At 57.3% G+C, this 23449-nt stretch carries 16 protein-coding genes; 1 reads left to right on the top strand and 15 read right to left on the bottom strand.

Annotation, left to right across the window (positions count from 1 at the left end; all coding sequences use genetic code 11):
* Positions 1-133: 133 nt before the first annotated feature.
* From Poly51_RS10735 to serC, 3 genes are all read right to left on the bottom strand, one after another.
* On the bottom strand, positions 134-718 hold the full coding sequence (locus Poly51_RS10735) for a DUF2726 domain-containing protein (RefSeq protein ID WP_186775466.1): 585 nt from the start codon (positions 716-718) through the stop codon (positions 134-136).
* Positions 719-1061: 343 nt separating this feature from the next.
* Positions 1062-2237, bottom strand: coding sequence for a phosphoglycerate dehydrogenase (locus Poly51_RS10730; protein WP_146457062.1), 1176 nt, complete (start codon positions 2235-2237; stop codon positions 1062-1064).
* 115 nt (positions 2238-2352) lie between these two features.
* A complete protein-coding gene (gene serC / locus Poly51_RS10725) occupies positions 2353-3465 on the bottom strand; it encodes a 3-phosphoserine/phosphohydroxythreonine transaminase (RefSeq protein ID WP_146457059.1) in 1113 nt (370 codons plus the stop codon).
* A gap of 163 nt (positions 3466-3628) precedes the next feature.
* On the opposite strand from serC, the gene Poly51_RS10720 reads away from it, so the two are divergent.
* A complete protein-coding gene (locus Poly51_RS10720; protein WP_146457057.1) occupies positions 3629-7273 on the top strand; it encodes a proline dehydrogenase family protein in 3645 nt (1214 codons plus the stop codon).
* Here Poly51_RS10720 and Poly51_RS10715 read toward each other — a convergent pair.
* The 12 genes from Poly51_RS10715 to Poly51_RS10660 form a co-directional block, all read right to left on the bottom strand.
* A complete protein-coding gene (locus Poly51_RS10715; RefSeq protein ID WP_246114401.1) occupies positions 7263-9554 on the bottom strand; it encodes a prolyl oligopeptidase family serine peptidase in 2292 nt (763 codons plus the stop codon). The two genes, Poly51_RS10720 and Poly51_RS10715, sit on opposite strands and share 11 nt — an antisense overlap.
* A gap of 67 nt (positions 9555-9621) precedes the next feature.
* A complete protein-coding gene (locus tag Poly51_RS10710) occupies positions 9622-10179 on the bottom strand; it encodes an NYN domain-containing protein (RefSeq protein ID WP_146457055.1) in 558 nt (185 codons plus the stop codon).
* Positions 10180-10194: 15 nt separating this feature from the next.
* Positions 10195-11349 carry a glycosyltransferase gene (locus tag Poly51_RS10705; RefSeq protein WP_146457053.1) on the bottom strand — a complete coding sequence of 385 codons (1155 nt, stop codon included), beginning with the start codon at positions 11347-11349 and terminating at the stop codon, positions 10195-10197.
* Positions 11346-12566, bottom strand: coding sequence for a glycosyltransferase family 4 protein (locus Poly51_RS10700; RefSeq protein ID WP_146457050.1), 1221 nt, complete (start codon positions 12564-12566; stop codon positions 11346-11348). Before Poly51_RS10700 ends, Poly51_RS10705 begins: the two co-directional genes overlap by 4 nt.
* Positions 12563-13909, bottom strand: coding sequence for a lipopolysaccharide biosynthesis protein (locus Poly51_RS10695; RefSeq protein ID WP_146457048.1), 1347 nt, complete (start codon positions 13907-13909; stop codon positions 12563-12565). The genes Poly51_RS10700 and Poly51_RS10695 overlap by 4 nt, the downstream gene beginning before the upstream one ends.
* Before the next feature lie 114 nt (positions 13910-14023).
* Positions 14024-14962, bottom strand: a complete 939-nt coding sequence (locus tag Poly51_RS10690) for an FHA domain-containing protein (RefSeq protein ID WP_146457047.1) — start codon at positions 14960-14962, stop codon at positions 14024-14026.
* A 144-nt stretch (positions 14963-15106) separates the two neighbouring features.
* A complete protein-coding gene (locus tag Poly51_RS10685) occupies positions 15107-16627 on the bottom strand; it encodes a serine/threonine protein kinase (protein ID WP_146457046.1) in 1521 nt (506 codons plus the stop codon).
* Between the two features lie 266 nt (positions 16628-16893).
* A complete protein-coding gene (gene truA / locus Poly51_RS10680) occupies positions 16894-17685 on the bottom strand; it encodes a tRNA pseudouridine(38-40) synthase TruA (protein ID WP_146457045.1) in 792 nt (263 codons plus the stop codon).
* Between the two features lie 21 nt (positions 17686-17706).
* On the bottom strand, positions 17707-18720 hold the full coding sequence (locus Poly51_RS10675; protein ID WP_146457044.1) for an aspartate-semialdehyde dehydrogenase: 1014 nt from the start codon (positions 18718-18720) through the stop codon (positions 17707-17709).
* A gap of 56 nt (positions 18721-18776) precedes the next feature.
* A complete protein-coding gene (locus Poly51_RS10670) occupies positions 18777-20027 on the bottom strand; it encodes a formylglycine-generating enzyme family protein (protein ID WP_146457043.1) in 1251 nt (416 codons plus the stop codon).
* A gap of 102 nt (positions 20028-20129) precedes the next feature.
* Entirely contained in the window at positions 20130-21374 is a 1245-nt protein-coding gene (locus tag Poly51_RS10665; RefSeq protein WP_246114425.1) for an O-antigen ligase family protein, read from the bottom strand.
* 357 nt (positions 21375-21731) lie between these two features.
* A complete protein-coding gene (locus Poly51_RS10660; protein ID WP_186775464.1) occupies positions 21732-23177 on the bottom strand; it encodes a S1C family serine protease in 1446 nt (481 codons plus the stop codon).
* Positions 23178-23449: the final 272 nt, after the last annotated feature.

Genomic DNA, 23449 nt, shown 5'->3' with positions numbered 1-23449 from the left:
CAAGAACTGCATCGGGAATCCTTTCCGCTTACCAACTTTGTTGGCAATTTCTATTGCCAGCCAAGTTCGGAAAGTAAAGGAAAGGTGGAAACCGGTCCAGAGAAGTTAGTCTCGCGATCGGCTCGTTGCAGTTTCACGCTGGACGGTGTGTTTGTTTCACGGCCTTTGACTTCGGCGGTGACGGCGAATTATGAGCGGAATCGAGCAAATGTTCGGATGCTTGTACGGTGGTATCAGGAGCATCGAGCAGCGGCAAAAGTTTTGCCCGAATCGCTTCGATCGAAGGCAGGTCGGAGAGTTCGATTCGCATCGTGGGGACGCCGACCGTTTCTAAAGCGGACCTCAGAAAATCAGCTTGCGCGCATTGGCGCCGTCCCGAGAGCATTCCAACTTGGACTGCACAAACTGACCGCCCCGTTCGTAGTTCAACAACCAAAAAACTGATTCGCTTGAGGTTCAATCGAACCGCGTCCGCAATATTCGCGGATGCGTTTGTGATTTGTACAACATCGCTGACGCGTGTCTTTGGGCAAATGATCGCTCGACCATTCACGGCGTCGACTAGATGTTGATAACACTTGATTTCTTCCGCACTCAAAAACACTGAGCGTCGTTCAATCGGAAGCGTCTTCACCGAAGCCTTCGAGAAGTCCGTTCGATCACGCTTGATGAATTTAAATACCGCATCCACCCAATTCGTCTGGGTTTGGTTTGGCATGTCCCGTTTCTCCGTCCCACAAAGAAATTCGACATCAACAACGAAGTCTCCTGGGAGAGTCGCAACGTTTCTCGCGGCACGTTGTCGCGGTTGATCCATAAAGCCTACCCGCAACGCTGTTCATAATGAAGCGTATCCCCGCTGTAGATGGAGATACTGCGCGCATCGCCCCCTTGGCGGTTCGACCGTTGACCTGGATGGTGGCGTGACGGGCCGCACTTGCTGGGCCCGCAAAGGGGGGGCGCCCAGCGCCGTGCGTTTGACGGCAAGTCGCTTCGGCGGCGACTTGGCGTTCCTAGCGGGGTACTATCGTACCAGTTCGATCTACTCGCGGGGAAATTGTCTAAGCCTTCGACGGCAGCGTTCGCATCGAAAGAACGCCATTGATGCCTCGAATTGCCGCGACGGTTTCCTCCGAAATGTCGCCGTCCAAGTCAATGATGGTGTAGGCGATGTCGCCCCGCGACTTGTTCAGAAGGTCTGCGATATTTAATCCCGCGTTGGCTAGCAATGTCGAAATCTGGCCGACCATGTTAGGCACATTCGCATTCGCAATGGTGATCCGTGTGCCACCGTTTCGAGGCATGAAGGCTTCGGGGAAGTTCACCGCGTTGACGACGGTGCCGTCATCCAGAAAGTCGCGAACGCTGTCTGCCACCATGACAGCACAGTTTTCTTCGGCTTCGTTCGTCGACGCACCCAAGTGCGGAAACGCTAGCACCTTTGGGTGCTTCATCAGTTCGGCCGTCGGAAAGTCAATCACGTAGGTGCTGGTGTGTCCCTTGTTGAGTGAGGCTAGAACCGCGGTGTCGTCACAGATGCCACCGCGTGCAAGGTTCACGATAATGCCTCCCTTGGGCATCAGTTTCAGTCGCTCGGCACTAACGATGCCTCGCGTCGCGTCGATCAGCGGCACGTGGACGGTGACGGCATCGCACTGGGTGAACAAATGGTCCAGGCTGATTGCTTTTTCGACACCGCTGGAAAGTTGCCACGCGCTTTGCACCGAAATCAGAGGGTCATAACCGACAACTTTCATGCCCAGCGACAATGCTGCGTTGGCAACACGAACTCCGATCGCGCCCAGTCCGATCACGCCCAATGTTTTCGACGGAAGTTCCGATCCGACGAAATTCTTCTTGCCCGCTTCGACTGCAACGGAGATCGCTGCGTCGTCACCTTCGATCCCCGATGCGAACTTCATCGCGGAATTGATGTTTCGCGATGCCATCAGCAAACCGGCCAGCACCAATTCTTTGACCGCGTTCGCGTTTGCGCCCGGCGCGTTGAACACGGGAACGCCCCGACTGGACATCTGATCCACCGGAATGTTGTTGACGCCCGCACCGGCCCGCCCGATCGCTTTGACCGAATCGGGAATCACCATGTCGTGCATCTTGAACGATCGCAACAGGATGCCGTCGGGTTGGCTGATCTCGGATCCGATCTCGTAGTCTTCACGGGGAAGACGTTGCAAACCAAGCGAAGAAATATTGTTCAGCGTCAGAATCTTGTACATGGACAACAAAGGGCGTTAGGAGTGAATGTGAATGAAGCAATGGGGGCAAAAGCACTTCCCCGAAAGGCCAGCAACGCCAGGACGATTCCCGGCGTGGGCAAGATGCGACGGGACACTAGCCATTCTTCTTGGCGAAGTCGTCCATAAAGCTAGCGAGTGCCTGTGCACCTTCGCGAGGCATCGCGTTGTAGACGCTGGCGCGGATTCCGCCAACGCTGCGATGACCCTTCAGGTTCTGCAAGCCGTTTTTGCTCGCTTCAGCGACGAACGACGCCAGCAGATCTTCGCTCGGCAGGTTGAATGTCGCGTTCATCGTCGATCTGCAATCGACCTGTGCGTGTCCGAGATAGAATCCCGCGTGCTTGTCAATCACGTCGTACAACAGTTTCGCTTTCTCGCGATTCTGCGATTCCATCGCGGCCAGGCCACCGATGTCGTTGGTCAGCCACTTCGCGACTTTGCCTAGAACGTAAATCGGGAATGTCGGCGGTGTATTCCACATCGATTCATTTTCGGCGTGGTTGCGATAGAGCAAGTAGCCCGGCAACTTGTCACAGCCTTTGGCGAGCAAATCGCGTCGAATGATCACGACGGTAACGCCCGCGGGACCTGCGTTTTTCTGGGCACACGCGTAAATCAGTCCGTACTTGTCGATGTCCAAAGGACGTGACAGAAAATCGCTCGACGCGTCGCTGATCAACGGAACGTTGTCAGGACACGCGGGTTCGGATTGAAACTGAACGCCCTGGATTGTTTCGTTGCTGCAGTAATACAAGTAGGCGGCATCGTCCTTGACTTGATAATCGCTGCTGGTCGGCACGCGGTCGAAGTTCGATTCGGCGGCGGAGTAGATCGTGTCAACGGTGCCTTCTTTTTTGGCTTCGCCGATTGCTTTCTTGCCCCATGCGCCCGTCAGCAGGTATTGAGCCGACTTGCCGCTATCGCGAAGCAAGTTTGCGGGGATCATCGAGAACTGAAGTGCAGCGCCACCCTGCAGGAACAAGACCGCGTATTGATCTGAAATGCCCAACAGCGACCGAATCGATGCTTCGGCCTGTTCCATGATTTCGATGAAAACCTTGCCTCGGTGGCTCAGTTCCATGACGGATGCACCGGCACCAGGCAAACATAGCAGTTCGTCCTGGACTTCCTGTAGCACCGAAACCGGTAGCACGGCCGGGCCGGCCGAAAAATTGAAGACCCGCTCAGTGGTCGCGGTGGCACTCATGGTTTCTGAGTTTCCTAGAGGAAAGGGTATCATTGGGGATACGCGTCCCAGCCCAACGGTTTTTCAATCCCGATCGCGGGGCCGCGTTTGATCCGAGATTCTATGCTTCCCGCCAAAGGTGCGGAAGGTTGCGACTTCCCCCAACCCGCCACGAGACAGCAAAATGGTCCCTGATCCCGCGTCGACATCGGCCAATGCCGAATTTCGAGCCGATGCAACCACGTCGCAACGGGCGATCGAGTTGGCCGCGACGCTGTTGGATCAGGCTGCTGCGCTGCAAACGCCCCAGGAGCGTCGCCAGCAGGCCGAATTGGATCGGATGATCGGGCATCCGGCCGATAAAGCAACCTTGGTCGAAATGACGGACCAAGCTTTTCGAACGCACTCTCCCGCCCGCGTCGCGGACCAATTGACGCACTTGCTTGACGTCCAGGGCGTTCCGCGATTTTTCAATCCCATTGAACAGGCGATGTTGAGGGGCTTTCAATCGTTCGGCGAATACTTGCCCGGTGTGGCCGTTCCGTTGGTCAAAGAGAAGATGCGGCGGGAAACCGCCAACGTGATTCTGCCCGCGGAACCGGAGCTGCTATCCGAACACCTTCGCAATCGCCAAAGTCACGGCGTCGGTATGAACGTCAATCTGCTGGGTGAAGCCGTTTTGGGCGAAGGCGAAGTTCGCACTCGGATGCATCGCTATACCGAAGCCCTGCGTTTGCCAGATGTCCGTTGCATGTCGGTGAAGATCTCGACCCTCGACAGCCAAGTGTCATCCATCGCCCGGCGGCACACCATTGACCGAGTCTCCGATCGATTGGAATCGTTGTATCGAACGGCGGCTCGCGAAGTGGATCGGGCGACCGGCCAAGGAAAGTTCATTTATTTGGACATGGAAGAGTATCGCGACCTCTATCTGACAGCGGACATCCTTTGCCAAACGCTCGATAGACCGGGCCTGGAAAATGTCCGGGCCGGCATCGCGTTGCAAGCCTACATTCCCGATTCGTTTCATGTGATGAACCGTTTGATCGAATGGTCGGCGCGGCGGGTTGCAAACGGTTGCACCGGATTGACCATCCGTTTGGTCAAGGGTGCCAATCTGGAAATGGAGCGAGTCGAAGCATCGATCGCCGGGCACGCCCAGGCTCCGTATCGCACCAAGTTGGAAACGGATGCTAACTACAAGCGAATGTTGCGAAGCCTGATCGATGCGGCCCAACAGGGTTTTGTTCGTGTCGGACTGGCTTCCCACAATCTGTTTGACGTCGCGCTCGGATTGATTTGGTCCGATGCGATCAAGGACACCGAAGCGATTCAAATCGAAATGCTCGAAGGGATGGCCAACCATCAACGTCGGGCGATTGAAGAGCACGTTGGCGCTATGCTGCTGTATGCGCCTGCGTGTCTTCGCGAAGAGTTTCTCAATGCGATCGGCTATCTGATTCGACGATTGGATGAGAATACGGGGCCACAGAACTTTCTTCGTCATGCGTATCGACTGGAATCGAACAGTCCCGAGTTTCGATCCTTGGCCGACGATTTTCGCGACGCGCTGGATTCGGCTTCAACGGTTTCGTCATCGCCACGGCGAAACATCGACCGGCATGCGCAACCGCCCTGCCCTGCACCGGCCGATGATTGGTCGGCGTTCGTCAATGAACCCGATACCGATTGGGCTGTGCCTGCGAACTCGCAATGGGCGCAAATGATTCTCGATAATTGGATCGTTCGTTGTGACGACCAAGCGACCAATGTCGAACTGTGGATCGGTAACACCAAGGCGGATCGGGATCCTGGCCAAGTGCGGTTGTCCTACGATCCGTCGCGACCCCAGCGCGTGGTCAGTCGATATCAATCAGCCACGCTGGATCAGGTGCAAGCCGCCGTATCGCTTGCCCACGACGGGTTGGATTCTTGGAGTGCAACGTCGATCACGGATCGACACGAAATCCTGCGACGGGTCGCTCAATTGATCCGCCAGCGGCGCGACGACTTGATCGGCGCGATGGTAGCCGATGGCGGCAAAACGATCTTGGAAGCCGACCCCGAAGTCAGCGAGGCGATCGATTTTTGTGAGTTCTATCCGCTGACCGTCGCCGATTGGCTTCACTGCACCACCGTCCGATGCGAAGCTCGTGGTGTGGTTGCCGTGATCACGCCGTGGAACTTTCCGCTGGCCATTCCGTGTGGCGGGATCGCGGCAGCCATCGCGTGTGGCAATACGGTGATCTTGAAACCCGCTTCGGAAACGGTTTTGGTTGCCGCCCTGCTTTGCCAAGCGTTCTGGGACGCAGGCGTGCCCCGCGATGTGTTGCAAATGATTCCCTGTGAGGATGCGGACGCCGAATCCGGTTTGGTCGCCAACCCGCAAATCGATACCGTGATGCTGACCGGCGGAACTTCCACTGCCAAACGCATGTTGGTGGTGCGTCCCGATCTGCACCTGCTGGCCGAAACCGGTGGCAAGAATGCAACGATCGTTACGGCGATGGCCGACCGCGATTTGGCGGTCAAACATGTCATTCACTCGGCGTTCGGCCATGGCGGTCAAAAGTGCAGTGCCACGTCGTTGTTACTGCTAGAAAAAGAAGTCTTCAACGATCCCAAATTTCGGGCCATGTTGGCCGACGCGGTCGACAGCATCCCCGTCGGTTCCGCTTGGGAACTGTCTACGAAAATGGGGCCACTGATCGGTCCACCCGGGGAGACGTTGGCACGCGGGATGAAGACGCTCGAAGATGATGAAACTTGGTTGGTCGTCCCCGAGCACATTGTCGGCCAACCGAATCTGTATCGGCCCGGCGTCAAGTGGAACGTCCAGTCGGGCGGCTACACGCACATGAACGAATTGTTCGGGCCGGTACTTGGTGTGATGCCGTTTTCTCGGTTGGAAGAAGCGATCGAGATCGTTCGTTCGACAGGCTACGGGCTGACCAGTGGACTCGAAAGTCTCGACGAGCGTGAAATCGAATTGTGGAAGCAGTCCGTTCACGCCGGCAATCTCTACATCAATCGTTCCACCACGGGCGCGATCGTGCTGCGTCAACCGTTCGGCGGCGTCGGCTTGAGCGCGTATGGCCCCGGCGTCAAAGCGGGCGGTCCGCACTATGTCCTGGCACTGATGCGAATCAGCGACGAGGCAAACGTATCAGATGCCAATGACCTACCCGTCCACGATGAACCCTACCCGTCGTCGGCGCTGCGGGATTGGTTGTCGGGTTTGTCGGGCGAGCGTCTTGATGCCGATCTTCGGCCGATACTTTCGCGAATGATCACGGACAGTTGCGCGGCGATGGAGTCCGAATTTTCTCGCAGCCACGATACGGTACGATTGCTCGGTCAAGACAATTTGCGTCGATACCGCTGCGTGCCGGCAATGACCATTCGAGTCGAGGTGGACGATTCGCTTCGTGACGCGCTGGTCGCGTTGATCGCGGCGGTCTCGGTTGGGACACCCGTCACGTTATCCAGCGATCCCGACACACCCGATTCATGGAGCGAGTGGTTCGATGCGATCGCCGACGCGGTCCCCGGGTTGGTGGAACCGATCGACGAATCGGATGAAGCATTGGCCGATCGAATCGAATCGGGTGACGTCAAGCGAATGAGGCGATTGAACGCAAACAGATGCCAGCGAAGATCAGCGGTCGCTTGCGCGACAGAGTTCGTCACCGTCATCAGCGAACCCGTCCTGGCGGAAGCGAAAATCGAATGCCTGCGTTACTTGGACGAGCAGTCGATTTCACACGACTACCATCGATACGGCAACCTCGGTCGTCGCAGCGAAGAATCAAGGCGGCCTATCGCGTGATCGCCGCAGCAGATTTTTCGATCAGCTTTTCGACAAAAAAGTCTCGCGTCCGTTTCCGGCCGTAGGTGCCTCCGTCGCTGTGGCCCATTCCCGGGATCATCAGGAAATCGAATCGCTTATCCGCCTTGATCAGCGCGTCGACCAATCGCAGCGTGGATTCGGGCGGAACATTTTCATCGAGTTCGCCAACCAACAAAAGCAGATCGCCGCTAAGGTTTGCAGCGTTGTCGATGTTGCTGGATCGACCATAGTGCGGGCCGACCGGCACGCCCATCCATTGTTCGTTCCACGATGCTTTGTCCATCCGGTTGTCGTGGCATCCGCACGAAGCGACGGCCGCTTTGTAAAAGTCACCATGGAACAGCAGCGCGCCGCACGCGTTTTGTCCGCCTGCCGAAGTACCGTAGATTCCGACTCGTGAAAGGTCCATCGCGGGATGCTGCTTGGCGGCCTGACGCATCCATGCAATCCGATCCGGAAAGCCGGCATCTTTCAGATTGTGCCAACAGACATCATGAAACGCCTTCGATCGGTTTGCCGTCCCCATTCCGTCGATGCGCACGACGATGAAACCCAGTGAAGTCATCTCGCTATACCACGGCGCGTTCCGATATCGTTTCGGCACATGCGAATCGTGCGGTCCCGCGTAGATTGATTCGATCACCGGGTAACGTTTTTTCGAATTCGGATCATAGCCGTTGGGAAAACAGATCAGGCCCCAAATGTCGGTGGTGCCATCGCGTCCTTTGGCGACGAATCGCGTCGGGAGCGACATTGTCGAGTCCGTCGGCACGACGCGTTTCGCTTCCGCAAGCGTCGCAAGTAAGGCACCGTCGTCGGTCCGCCGCAATTGGTGAACCGGTGGTGAGTCCACGCGGCTGTGATTGACGATGACGTAGCGACGGTCGGGGGAGAACTGAAATTCGTGGTCGCCGTCACCGTCGGTGAGGTTGGTGACCTTGCCGTCGTCGATTCCGACACGAATCAGGTGCCGATGATAGGGATCTTGGTCGTCGTGATACTCGCCGACGACCAAATCAAGCTGTCGCCGCTGTTCGTCAATGTGAATCAAATCACGAACCAAAAAGTCGCCCGCCGTGATCGCACGCATCGGTGTTTGTTCACTGAGGTCAACAAGATACAGATGCCTATACCCGCGTTGTTCGGTGGCAAAGATCACTTCGTCGGTATCGTCCATATAAGTCACCGTCGCCACCGAAGGGCCATGCCGAGACCAGATGAACGTGTCAGTTGTTTCATCGATCGGCGTGGTGACTTTGTGTTCGATGGGATCGATCACGAACAGACGAAAGCGTTGATGTCCTCGATCGACTTTTTCAATCATCAGATCATGTTCACCTCGCCATCGTATTCGCGGGCGCCCGAAATCGATGACTGGAATCCCGGCAGGAATCAATTCGTGGTCATGGACGTCCCACATCACCAACTCGTACTGATCCATGGCGTCGCCGGGCAATCGATAACCTCGCTCGGACAATCTCACGCGGCCTCCGCCCTTGGGGGATGATTCAATCGTATATACCGGCATTGGATCAGCGGTTGTTTTTTTCCACGCTGCCAAGACCCGTCCATCGGGCGACCGCTGTGGATCAGCGATGGTGACGGACGGATCGTCCGATGTATTGACGGCTGCTTTGAGTTCTTTCCATCCGGGTTGGTCGGGATCCTTATCGTTTTTTCGTCGACGTTTTTTCTTCGTTGATTTCGTTTCAGGAATGGCAAACTCTTGCTGGATCACTACCACCGTTCGCGGTACGTCGGCAACGATATTTCCGTAGTACTTGCGGTCGTCGCCGATCGATTCCCAAACGTGCCCAGCGTAGGTGTGTTGGCGATGCGTCTTCCCCGCTGCAATTTTCGCGTAAGCAATCCGCTCGCCGCTGGTGCTGATCCAAAACATTTGAACGGGTTGCTCGGTTCGATTGACGAACTCGATTTCAGTTTCGTCGTCCGATGGCCCCGAATGGGGTGCGGGGCCGCCCTGGAAGCCAAGAGGAACCTTCGGGGATGCTTCCAGATCAGCAGCCGACTCGATGGTCATCGTTCCCGATGCAGCGTCGACGCGAACGATTTCCTTGTCACCGTCCGACGTTTCTCGCGAAAACCAACAATGATCATCATCCGTCCAACGAACCGTCAATCGATCATTGATCGTGCGTGGTGTTGGTGGGGGGCCGTCCGCCATCGCGGCGGAAGCAAAGGAAAACCCGCAAAGCAACGCCATCAGAATCATGGCTTGAGCTGCTCGATGGCTACACATGAAGAAACTCGCGATGAGGTTTGGAGTTGATTGGCGTTACAATTTCCACGCTCGCCCACTGAGCGATTCAGTCGGCATCAAATCCGAACTCGCGCATCCAATCGGTGACGTCGGAATCGGTCGGCGCGTCGGGTTTGGTTTTTGGATGTGGCAATGTGTCTGGGCGCGAGCGATCCACGGCCAAGTGAACGTGGCCGTCAAGCAGGTCGTCCAGCCATGGTTGCGACTCAAAGGCGAGTGATCCTTTGCGTTTTGCTGCGGTTTGGACTCTCGCGTCGGAGGACACGACGGCCAATGACTTGGGTGATGTGTGAGCGGCGATCAATTCTTCGATCAAGTCATCGGCTTCGGGGTAGTCTACGGCAAAGATCACTTCGATCTCGCTGATCGAAAAACGATGGGGTCGGTCGCGGGGCGGGTTCGCCGCGTCAAAGACGACACACGTCCGCCGGCAAGTTTCGGCATCAAGGTGTTCGGCCAATCGATGGATCAAAAGCAACCGTTCTTGGTGCAGCCAGTTTGCACCTGGGTTGCGTGGCGGTGCAGTCGGCGCAAGGACGTTGTACCCGTCAACCAACAACCACAGCGATGCCGACCCGTGGCGATCGAGTGGTTCGGTGTTCATGATGTCGTGGCCCGGTCACACGGAAACGGCGCGGCGAAAAGCCGCGACGATGCGTTCTGCGATTACTTTGTTTGAAAAACGATCGTACATCGCGTCGCCAATCGATCGGATCGTTGGCTCGTCGATTGAAAGCGCCCAGTCGAACGACCGCTCGAAGTCGTCGACATCGGTCAAATCAAACTCCCCTGCCCTGCCCCGTTCGTCGACGACTTCGCCGACGGATGTGCCGCGAACATAACACGTTGGCGTCCCCACGTAATACGCTTCCAACGCGGGCAAGCCGAAGCCCTCGATTTCGCTGGGCAACAACAAGGCTCGCGCTCGCCCGATCGTTGTTTGTAAATCCTCGAGTGGCTGCGGCGGATGTTGCACGAAGTTGCGCAGTCTGGTGGCGATCTGCTCGCCTTCTTTGTCCAGGCGACCGATCAATTCCAAACGTGGTAAGTCGCGGCCACGCGATTGGAGCGTTTCCCAGAACTTCAGTAATCGATTGGTGCCTTTATGGGGCGCTTGCGACGCCAGGTGAGTCACGCATTCATTTTTTTCGTAACGAACGTCGCGGACCGATTCCCATGAACTGCCTTCGTAGGTGACCTCGATCGGCGGCGGCGTGATCTGATAGCGATCGCAAAACTCTCTCAGTTGCCCGGCGGCATGTTGCGAGATCGTCAGCACGTACGAAAATTCTTGCAGGCTGCGTTTGGTCAGCTCGATCCAATATCGAAACGCACGCGGGCTTCGCGAATCGGGATAGTGGTCGGCGTAGTATTGGACAATGGTGTCGTGCATCGTGCCCACCGATGGATGATACGGTTTTACCGATCGCGGCGCGTAGCCCTTGGGGTAGTACCACAGATCCACATCTGGACGAGCTATCCAAGGATGGATGGCGTCGGCGATCAAACGACCCGCTCGACCATCGGTACGAAACGGAATCGAGCTGGTTTGGATGTTGGGTTGCGTTTGCCGATGCGAACTGCTGCTGACGATCTGAGTCAGACGTAGATCATCGCGAACGGCAAATTCGTCCATCAACGTCCGGGTCATCGACGTGATGCCTTGGCTGCGATCGCGATGGGGGTTTTGGTCGGCCATGTACACGGCGACGTGCATCGGCGTCGCGGCGGGCGGCAAAGGATTGTCCGTCGTTGTGCGGGGCGCCACGCTCATCGTTGCACCGGATCGGGCTGTTGACGTGATTCATTCTTTGAGTTGACGTGTTTGGCGGCGAGCGCAAATGCGACCGCATCGACGAACTGTTGGGCAGATGCCTCGGGAGTGCGAGTCTCGCCGACCTGGCGTGCTTGTGACGGCATTCGAGCATAGGCTTCATCCGACATCGCCATCAATCGGTCCAGTGCGTCCGCCAACGATGTCGGCACTTCGGGATCATAGACCATTCCTTCGATTCCATCGGTCAACAGCGTTGTGACCGACTGACTGTGAAGGCTGCCGATGACCGGCAACCCCGATTGCAGCGACTCGTCAACGACCAGTCCCCATTCATCGGCGAGCGTTGGGAACAGCATCATATCGTTGTCGCGGTACTGAGCGGCAATTTGGTCGGGACAGCAGTGACCGTGCAGGGTCATCGTCAGGTTTTCGGGTAAGGTTGCGGCCTTGATGGTTTCCAACTGAGGACCGTTGCCCACCACATTCCAATGCAATCGATTTTCCGGATGATCGATCGCCCATTTCGAAAGTTGTTCCAGCGCCGGCAAGATCCCTTTGCGCTCGCTCAGTTGTCCAACCGTCAACAATTGAATCGATGATCGATCGCCGCGCGGCGTCAAGGGCCCACGATACGCCTTGTTCGGATCCGCGGCGTAGTTCCACGGTGACATCCGGTCTGGATCGGCGCCAAACGATTCCAACAAACGTTTGCAACTGGGGCCATTGTACGTGACCCATGGAGCCCGGCGCAGCAGTCGGCGCCGAAGCCAGCCACGGAGGCGCCCGCGACCACTTTCGCTGCGCTCCGACGCATAAACGGTGGTCACGTGAACGCATTGGCGATGCAGGGTTCGGTACAAGGTTGACCAAGCCGTGCGGGCCCCCAATTCAAGTGACACGACCACATCGGGATTCAATCGACGAAGCTGGCTGAGCGTATCGAGCGGAATGTGGATGTAATTGACTTCTTGGTAACCACCGGGATGCTTGGGGTGGCGCGTGATGGTCCACGTTTTCTGGACGCGTACGTCGAGATCACCCCACTCGGTTTTCCAATCGCGATTGGATTCCATCGCGACCGATGAAAGGACCGTGAACTTCCCAACACGCGACGCAATTTGTTGGCATACCGCAATCAAATTGGGTGCAACGAAGTTGACTAAGAAAACGACGTGTGCGTCTTTGGGCGAAGGGATTGGGTCGGCTGATTTCATAGCTCAATGTCTTGATGCTGGACATCTGAATAGACAATGCTGGTCAGCCAAATCAGGCAGACCACCTGGCCTGCAAGTGCTGCCATGGCAATGGACAGGGTTCCATACGTATCGAACAGCGCCCATGTCGATCCGACCATGACGGCGATCGCCAAAAAACGAGCTCGAATGGGTGCGAGCGGTCTGCCGCGACCTTTCAAATAGCTGTCGAGTCCTTGCAGCACACCCTTGATCGCCGATGCCGGCGCTAACCACATCGCGAACTGGATCGCTGGTTCAAAGTCATTGCCGTAAAAGAGCTTCACCAACGGTCCGATCAACACCATGAACGCGATCGTGCTCGCACCTTGCACGGCAAGTGACGAACCCAGGATGCGGTGGATGTCTCGTGTGACAAGGCGACTGTCTCGATTGGCAGCTGCATTGAACAGGAACAGTCCTAAAGTGTTCGGAATGACGGTCAACGGATACACCGCCGGAACCATCGCTGCGTAAAAGCCTTGTTCGATCAATGGTGCCAACCACAGCACCATGAACAAATCGAGGCGTTCAAACAGATCGGTCACCAGCATCGAATAGCCGTACGGTCGGCTCTCGCGCACCAGCGTCTTGACGCTGGGCGCCGACTCGCCACGGAACGGTTTGGGAACACCGATCAGACATGCCGCCATCGAAATCACGGACGCCAGAACAAAAAGTGTTGCCGTTGTCATGACATCGATCGGCATCGTCATCGCGGCGATGACCAGCATCAACGGAAACGCAGCCGCGGCAATCAATCGGCGCAGGTTGTATTTTCCAAACTCGCCGCTGCCGCGATCGACGGCTGTCATGATCAACATCGCATGTTGGCCAACGATGCTGAGCGAGCACAGGATAGCGATCGGAATCAAATAGCGTTTGTCGCCGGGCAACGCGACCAGATTCAAAACGATCGTGATCAGTGATGTGACGGTGCCGGTCGTGATCCCCAGCCACAGCGCCGCGCGTCGCAATTGAAATCGATCGCCGGCGTGTTCATCGTCGGCGGCGCGGCGGCAAATGACTTCCAAGCCGCCGAACAGTCCGACGTACAAAAACATCTGTGCATACAAAACGGCCGCAGCATATTCGCCCCGGCCGACCGGACCGAGCAACCGCGCCAACAAGATGCCCTGGCCCAGTTGCAGCCCGACGATGGCGAACGCGAATCCAACGGTCGACGCAAATTGGAGTGCTTTCCGCTTGATCGTTCCGCTGGCCCGACCCGAACCGGATTCTAAATCAGCAGCGACGTCCTCGCACGCCGGCGGCGGCGGGGCCGTCGGCGTGTCGGGTTCGGTGAGGGTGGATTCAAGCTTCATCGTAGGGGCTGAGTATAGTTGGGGTTCAATACCCCGCTAAACCCGGTGGCCTGGAAACCGTCGAAATCGATTGAAAATTCGACGATCGAATCGAATCTCGACCCGCTTGGGAACTCAGTCGATTTGGTCGATCACGCGAACTTCAGGCCCAGATGAGAACTGATAGAGCTTCCAGCTAGCTAGCCCCAGGATCGTAACGGTGGCCAGCATGGCCGCAGCGAGCTTCAATGTTCCCGAATCAGCCGAAGTGAGCAATCCGCTAGGCCAGCCCAGTACACGGAGGGGCGAGGCCGATTTCGGCGCGACCGTTTTTCCGAGCCGCATCTTGGTCGGTCGGTCGCTCCGAATCGTCGTGGATCCTGATTCGATCAACGCGACCGCACCGGCTGCTGGTTCGTCGTCGATGTCGTTGTGATCGATTTTGCTGTCGTCGAGCCCTTGGTCGTGTCGGTTTTCCCTTTCGACCAGAGCCGCGTTCTTGGATCGGATTTGGCTGTAGCGTTCCTCGCGGTCTTGGTCGTCTTGCGATTCCAAGAACCCGGCGATGTCGAAGGTCTCCCATGCGGCGCCGCTTACCATGGTTTGTCGCAGTTGCGGCGATGCCAAAGGTTGGCCCTCGGGTGACCGCTTTGAATCGTGGGTCGTCGGCCGATGATTGGGTGCCGGTGGTGGTGACACCCGCGACGTGACCAGTGATCGCCCGCTCGCGCGTCGGTCGATGGCCATCAACTTGTCGCCTGTCGCGGCTTCCGAGGCCAGGCGGACGCGAAAGGTGACCTTCCCGAAACGGACGACATCGTTCTCTTTCAGGTCGAACCAGGTCTTATGTTCGATCGGTTCTTCGTTGACGTGAGTGCCACTGGTGCTGCCAAGATCCATCAGTCGCACGCCGTTGTCATGGCAATGAATCAACGAATGCCGTCGGCTGACCGAGCGACTCTTGGGGCGAATCTGGCACTCGGCGTGACGGCCGATCATGTAGTAACCGTGCATCAACGGCGCCTCAATTCCGGCGAGGCTTCCCGTTAACAGGATCAATCGAGCGGATGTCATGTCGGGGGCTGCTGGCCGAATCAATGGATCGCGATGCGTGAACGCATCTCCTTAGAAAAAAACAGTATTGGGCTTCAACCAAGCCATCGCGTCGAGCGATGTTGAAACCCCTTGGTGTTGGTTGATATCCGAGTAAAAGTGTACTTAGCCTTTTTCGACAAACACGATCGAGCCACCTTTACCGTCTTCGGTAGCTTTGATTTTGGGTTGAGTTTTCGGAAGCGGCTTCGACATGGATGCCACACCCATTCCCACGACGGTGATCAGTGCCAAAACGGCAACGGTCAATCCGATACCCAACAGCAGTTGTTGGTTGCCGGTGGCGGCGACCGTCGGATTCGATGGGGCTTGAGCCCTCGGTTTCAACGCGTTTGCCGGACGGGCCGTGTTGCCAAGCTGAACTGGGCGACCTGGCATCGCCGTCCCCAGATCGACGGGCGGCAAGGAACTGAAATCGAACTCTGTCGCTTCCACCGCAATCTCCACTTCACCGTCAGCCGAAAGCGAACTGTCGTCGATGGTGGCTTGATACGTAACGTCGTCAACGGCGGTGTCGCCGACGGGAGCGACGTGACGCAACGTGTTCGCGACGCCTTCGCCAGCGATCGCGCCGAGTCGTTTTAGTTGGGCGATCAAATCGACCGCCGAATGCGGGCGGTCTTCGGGGCGTTTGGCCATCATCCGTTGAAGCAGGTCGGCAACCGCAGGCGGGCAATCACTTCGCATTTGACAAACATTGGGAACCGGCGCTGTTTGGTGCTTTGCCAATCGCTGCGATACGGTTGTGCCATCGAACGGGGTGCGACCGGTCAGCAAGTAATATAACGAGCACCCCAGCGAATAGATGTCCGCGCGGGCGTCGACTGATTGGCTGTTGATGGCTTGCTCGGGAGCAACGAAGTCGGCGGTTCCCATCAAGCGACGACTCTCGGCGTCTCCACCGGCCCACCCGATTCGCGCCAGACCCAAGTCGCTGACTTTGATCACCCCATCGGTCCGCAGCATCAAATTCGACGGTTTGATGTCGCGATGGATGATACCACGTTCGTGAGCGTGCGCCAGTCCCGCCGCCGCTTGAGCCAAAGCGTTCATCGCTTGGGCGACTGACATGGTTCCGTCTCGCACGATGGCTTGGTGCAGATCGATGCCGTCGACATACTCCATCACGATATACCGCTTGCCTCCGGCTTGGGCAAAGTCGTAGGCACGCATAATGTTGGGGTGATCCAATTGTGCCGATGCTTTCGCTTCCTCTTCGAATCGCTTGATCCGTCGCGGGTCGGCATTGGCGTCCAGCGGCAGAATTTTCAGCGCCATCAAACGCTTCATAACATGGTGCTCGCCCAGATACACCATTCCCATGCCGCCGCGACCCAACGGCCGAAGCAGACGGTAGCTGCCAAGGTAGAACCCTTTGCTTTTGCCGGCCAGCAATTTCGTCGCTTGCCATTTCGTCAGGATTCCCGCACCGATCAAACCTTCGGCCAGTCTCGCGGGCGTGAAAACAGAATCGTCTGCCATCAACGAAACGACGACCTTCTTCAAGTCATTCACATCAACCAAGCCAGCGGCCATGGATCGCTTGACGAATGAACGAGTCGCCTCGTCCAAAATTGGCTGAGGCGGCGGCGAAGCTTCGGAACTGGGCACGGGCGTTGTATGCATTGGAATTTTCTATCGATCGTCGTAACCGCCGACGAGTTCCGGTCGTTCTCGAGCGACCGAAACAAGTGGAACCGAATTAGACCGCCTCCACTCTTTCGCATAGCATACGCGTCGAGGGCCAGTTGATTCGATGAAGATTCCGTGAGCATTTTGCGAGCAACGCTTCACATTAGCCAAATCACCCGTAGATCGGCGTCCAACGGCGGTACCGTTCACTTAAACGGTGCGATTGGACAACAGTCTTGTGGTCTGGAACGTTCCCGTTTTCAGGCCGTGCCGACCTCGTCGGGCTGCGGGTAGTCGACTCGAATCAAAAACAGTCCGTGCGCCGGTGCGGTTTGCGCGGCCTTGGTTCGATCCTTGGCCGCAATCACTTCGTCGATCCACTGCGGTTCGCGTCGGCCGATTCCCACGCTGACCAGTGACCCGACGATGTTACGGACCATGTTGTAAAGAAACCCATCTGCTTCGACTTCAATGGCGATATGTTGTCGATCTTCGTTCGTCGTATCTTGAATGAAAATATCGCACGCGCGAACGTCTCGCGTGGTCGTCTTGCGAACCGAGCCGGCGCCTTGGAAGCTGGCGAAGTCCTTTTTGCCGACGATCCGCGTGGCTGCGTCGCGCATCGCATCCAGATCCAGTTGCATGTGATGGTGCCATCGATATCGATGGTCGAACGCGTCACGCATGCCCCCAATTTGCAGCTGATATCGATAGCGTTTGCCGACTGCATCGCGGATCGGATGAAAATCATCGGCGGCGTCTTCCGCATCAATCACGGAGATCGTGTCGGGCAATCGCACATTGATCGCGCGTATCAGGGTCTTGGCGGGATGCCGCCACTGGGGAATGCGAACGCTGGCGACTTGCGCGATCGCGTGAACGCCGGCGTCGGTTCGGCCGCTGCCGGTGACAATTGCATCGTCGCCGGTCACTTTCTTAACCGCCCGCTGCAGCGCACCCTGGATGGTTCGCTTGCGGGTATTGGATTGAACTTGCCAGCCGGCGAAATCGGTACCGTCGTAGGCGACGGTCAGCTTGAAGGTGCCGGGCACGAGTAAGTTCGTTTGCTTCCGTTAGACCGCGGCGGCTTTACGCATCAACAACTCGGCGATTTGTACCGCGTTGGTCGCCGCGCCTTTGCGCAGGTTATCGCTGACGCACCAGAACGCGATTCCACCCGATCCGCTGATGTCATGACGAATTCGACCGACAAAGACATCATCCTTGCCGTCGCAATCCAGCGGCATCGGATACTGCTTGGCCGCCAAATCATCGACGACGGTCACGCCATCGGCGCCACGGAACAATTCGGTGGCTTCCATCACGGTCAACGGCCGTTCGGTTTCGACCAGAATCGACTCGCTGTGTCCGATCAAGACGGGGACGCGAACGCACGTCGGACACACTTGGATATCATCGTCGCCGAGGATCTTGCGCGTCTCGTACACCATTTTCATTTCTTCGCTGGTGTAACCGTCTTGCTTCTCCGATCCGATCTGGGGGATCAGGTTGAAAGCGATGGGGTGCGCGAACGTTTTTGGCGGATGAGTCTTGCCCGCCAACGAATCACGAATGCTGTCGCGAAGTTCTTCGTTGCCGGCCAGTCCCGCACCGCTGGTCGCTTGATACGTGCTGACGATGACTCGTTTGACACGAGCGGCTTTGTGCAGCGGCGCAAGTGCGACGACCATCTGAGTCGTGCTGCAGTTGGGACTGGCAATGATCCCGCTGTGATGATCCACCGCGTCGGGATTCACTTCGGGGATGACTAACGGAACCTTCGCATCCATTCGCCAAAAACCGCTTTCGTCGACGACGACAGCACCGGCGGCGACCGCCCAGGGCGCGAACTCGGCCGCCACTTCGTCGGGCGTGCTGCCGATGACCAAATCGACGTTCTTGAACGCATCGGGTTCAAGCAGTTCGACCTTGATCGTTTGATCGCCGACGCGAACTTCTTTGCCGACCGAACGCTCGGACGCCAAAAGCTTCAATCGCTTGTAAGGCAATTTTCGCGAGACGATTTGGTCAAGAACGATTCGTCCAACGGCGCCAGTAGCGCCGACCAGGGCAATGGTTTCGTACACGGTGGAATAGGTTTTAGGTTACAGGTTTTAGGTAACAGGGAATTCTACGGATCGGACTACTTCATATCTCTGATTGCGTCGGGCAGCGTTGGATCGACCAAGCCGTATCCGCCGCGTCCGCCTTGGACTCGCGATTCGACATCGCTGATCACTTCTTCGGCAACGGCTTCATAGAAGTTCGTCACTTTATCAGCCGGGATCGGCGTATAACCTCGGAACAATCGAAAGCCTACACCGCGTGCGGGATCGCTGGTGAACCACCAAGGGCTTCGGGGGAAGTTCGGGTCTTCTTCCTTCCAAGCTTCATCGTCGCTGAAGATTCTTGCAGCACTGCGGACCTGTTCGGCGTCGCTTTCCCAGCTTCCACCGCGGGCGACAACGCCCGATGCTGACTCGGTGCCCCATTTCAAAACATCGGTCGCGTTGATGGGTTCTTGCGATTTGTATTCGTCATAAGTTTCAGTGTGCATGTTGACCGTCAACTCGGCAACGTTGCCGTGCATGTCGTGCAAACCGAAAGCGTTGGGCTTCTTGGTGCCGACGGGCATTTGGCCTGAATCGGCGTTGTCGAAGTACCACGCGTAGTCATCGATTGCGCCCTCGTCGTCACCCCAGCTATACGGGGTGGTTGAACCGGCGCGAGCTGCGTACTCCCATTCGGCTTCGGTCGGCAAACGGTATTGGATTCCCGTCACGCGGCTGAGCCACTTGGTGAATTGTTGGGCTGAATAGAGGGTCATCGTGACGGCGGGTTGTGCCGGATCTTCGCCGTACTCGAATGTGTAGCTCGGTTCATACAGTTCAGTCGGCGCCGTGATCGCGTCGACTCGATTGTCGTCGTTGACGGGGCGCTGGCCGGAAGCTTCAAAGCTTTTGAAGATCGCATACAAACGCATGAACTCCTTGAATTGAGCCCAAGTCGTTTCGGTCTTTGCGACCCACATCGGGTCAACAATGACGTCGACTTGAGGGCCTTCGTCGTCACCACGGTCGGCTTCGTCGTCGGGGCTTCCCATCAAGAATTTGCCGCCGGGAACGGGCACCATTTCGATGGTCACGTCGGTTCCGGGAATGGTGGACGTGTAAGGCACCATATATCCGCCGTCGACTTTGACCGATGGCCCCGATTCGGGCTGAGTCGCCGAAATTCCGAGGGTGTCTTGAGCCGCCACTGCGGTGGTTGCGGGGGCTTCAGCTAAGACGGGCGTCGCCGAAATAGCGATTGCGATAGCGGCGATCACGGAAGACGTGATCGCGGACGACAAGACACGTCGACGAGTCGATGTGGAAGGGTTGCTCAATCGCATCAAATAAATCTCTAGAGAGTTCAAACTTCAAGAACGCAGGCCCCGGCGTCTGGACGCCCGGGTCCGCGGCTATGTCACAGCAGTATACGTCGCCGAATCGATTTATTCGACGGCCTGGGCGTCGTCCCCAGGCCCCTTCGACGACAGTATGATCGCCGGATACAGCAAAACGACGAACCACAGCAGTGTCGACGGGGAGGCAAATGTGTCAAGCACCGTGTCCTCGAAGATACAGGAAACCAAAACGTAGGCGGAAATCGCGCGGGTGATCGCCAGCGTGCTGGAAAGCCCCGAAAACAGGTTCCAGCCCAATAGCAAAACGGTCAACAGCCCGGCCATCACTCCACCCGAAAACGTCGCGTGGAGTAGCAGGTTGTGCGTGTGCATCGAAAAATTCTGCATCAATTTGGGAGCACTGTTGAGCCCCCATCCGATCAATGGCCGTTCGGCAATCAATCGGATCGCTTCGGCCCAAATCTCGGTCCTCCCGGTGGCTGACGTCAGCTCTTCGACCTCGCCGGTCTTGGTCACGACCAGGGCGATCGAGTCGCCCTCGAATGCTCCACCGCTGGTCAGTTCGACGCCAATCACGCCGACCGCAATCACCGCCGCCATCGCAAGCCCAAGAAGAACGCCACCTCGCGTCAGCAAGCGGTCGACCATCAAGAACATGGCACCGGCACATCCGGCCACGAAGGCGCTGCGGCTGAACGTGGAGATCGCGGTCATGATCCCCAGCACGATCAAGGCGATAAGAACGGCGCGTTTGTTTTTTCGCGAATCGTCGCGCAGCATTGCCATGCTGATCAGCACCGTCAGGACCCCGATCCGAGCGATCGCGTTGGGGTGTCCCAGGCCGCCCATCCGATTGATAAACGTTTGGTTGCCAAGTTCTTCTTCGAATACGCCTACCTGGGGTACCCCTAGGTACAGTCCCCAATTGATCAACAGGTTCGCCACCATCCCGATCAAACAGGCGATCAACAGACGACGTAGGCCCAATGCGGCCAACGCGGTCGGTACGAACAGCAGGTAGGCGACGTTGATCAACGCAGCGATCCGGGACACCGTTGCGACTTCGTCATAGGCAAACGCCGACGTCACAACAAAGACGGATGACAGAGCGATCAAGACGAAACCGGGAAGCGTTAGCAAGCTGCGCCGAACGCGGGCGCTGAAAGCTAGACCACTGGCGCCCACGAAACCGGCGATCGCGGCGATTGCCAGCTTCACCATGACCGGCCAATCGACGCCGACGTGGTCTTCCGTGCTTTCGAAGCTCGCGTTGATGTCGATCGTATTGAAGAGCGTCGCCAAGCCGATCACCGCAAAACAAAGCGTCGGCATACTCACGAGCGACTCGGCATCGGTGGCCCGCCGCGCAGTCAATGTTCGGTGCGGGAAAGAAGTGACTGAGGCGTCCATGAGCGATGGTTGGGACGTGAAGAGGGGTTCTTTGATTCAATCGTTCACGGCAAATCCGCGAAGCCCCCAGCTTAGTTCGATGGGCCACAATTCCTATCAAAGTCCGCTAGATCGCACGCGAAACCTGTTTCATGCCGTCAAAATACGACCTTCGGACCCAATGCTTTCTGGTGGTCATTCGATGCGACCGACCCAGCGAAGATTGACAGGTAAAACGATCGCGGCGCGCTCGTCCACACTTTCGGACGCAACCGACAAACCAGAATCGCACCATACGATCTAGTGGACGATCGCTTCGGGGCGGATTCCCAGTACGACCGACAAATCCTTCGATTCGCCGTCCCGATGAATCTGCAAATCGACTTGCTGGCCCGAACTGGACTGGCCGATCAGTTGCATCAAGTGCGTCTTGTCGCGGGCCTTTTGACCGTCAACACTCAGGATGACGTCGCCTTCGATCAGCCCGGCCGCGGAAGCCGGCGAGGCCGGCACCGGCGGTTGTGTCACCAAGGCGCCTCGCATCCGGGCATCATTGCCCATCAAACGGTCATCCGGAACTTCGTCCAGCATGACGCCTAAGAATCCTCGTTCGACTTTTCCGAACGCCTTCAAGCGATCATAGACTTGGCGAACAACATTGCTGGGGATCGAGAAACTGACGCCTTGGTAGGTATCACCCACGATGGCCGTGTTGATGCCGACCAATGCGCCGCGGGCGTCGACCAGCGGTCCACCGCTGTTGCCGGGATTGACGGCCACATCGCTTTGCATGAAGTCTTGATACTGAGTGCTAGCACGCACCATTCGGTGTTTGCCGCTGAGGATGCCAAATGTCACCGTTCGATCCAGGCCGAAAGGGCTGCCGACGGCCCAGACGGGTGAACCGACTTTGCAGCGATCGCTATCGCCCCAAGCAATCGGGATCAAACGATTCGTCGCGACCTTCAACAACGCCAAGTCGGTCAACGGGTCAGTGCCCAAAACGACGGCCGTCACTCGCCGGCCATCGCTCAACGTGACGGTGATGTCTTCCCCGTCGGCGATCACATGCCGATTGGTCAACAGGTATCCGTCGGCATCCACGACCACGCCGCTTCCCTGGTCCGACGCAGGCATTGAACGGTTGGAAAGTAAAGCCGAGATGCCGGCATCGTTGATCGGAGTCCGCCGCTGGACATCGATATGAACGACGCTCGGACCGACCGCAGCGTTGACCATTTGATAGGCGTCGCTAAGGGTGTCGAGCGATACGTTTTTCAGCCCCACGGTAGCCATTTCGTGCTCGGCCCTCAGGTTGCCGCGTTGCCATGCGTAGCGAACCTCTTCCACAATTTGCGGAACGACGAATCGAGCCGCCAACAGCATCGCCGACATCGTCGCCAACAGCATCAAGCTTTGCATCAGTGGGTCGGGACGTCGTGATCTGCGTTTGGTCGATCGAGCTGGTTTCGACGGGGTGACCGTTGTTGACGCTTGCAGTTCGGTTTCGACGATCGGCTGTTGCGGCATCACCGGTGCGTCCATTGCCCCGTCGATCGGTGGCTTGACGACGGCATGCTCGATTCGATGCGTGCCAACATCGATCCGCCGCAACGTGATCTCGTACGGTTCGGCCGTCGGTTCTTCCATTGGTATCGACGGCATTTCTAGCCGATCGTCGCCAACGGGCCGAAGCGAACCTTCCGCCGTACGCTTGCGATTGGTTGACGTGGGATCATTCATCATGATCTTCGGCGACTCCCTGAATGGGCACGGACTAGACGATTGGCCCATTGTAGCGCAGGCGACTAGGAAAGGGGCAAGCAAATTCCATGTAAATGAAGTAAGGATTGCCGTTGCTGGGCGTCACAACCCCTTCGCGGGGGACTAAATTTCGGCTGTTCCAGGTCGGGCTGAAGGTGAATCGCGGCGCCAGACCGACTATCTTAACGGTCGTATCGTAACAATCGTGCCTGTCTCCCGTTCGACCCGTGTCCCGGTGGGCAGATGAGCGTCGG

Source organism: Rubripirellula tenax (genome assembly GCF_007860125.1).
GTDB lineage: Bacteria > Planctomycetota > Planctomycetia > Pirellulales > Pirellulaceae > Rubripirellula > Rubripirellula tenax.
The sequence above is the reverse complement of the archived record's forward strand: the minus strand, read 5'-3'. Positions and strand labels throughout refer to the sequence as shown.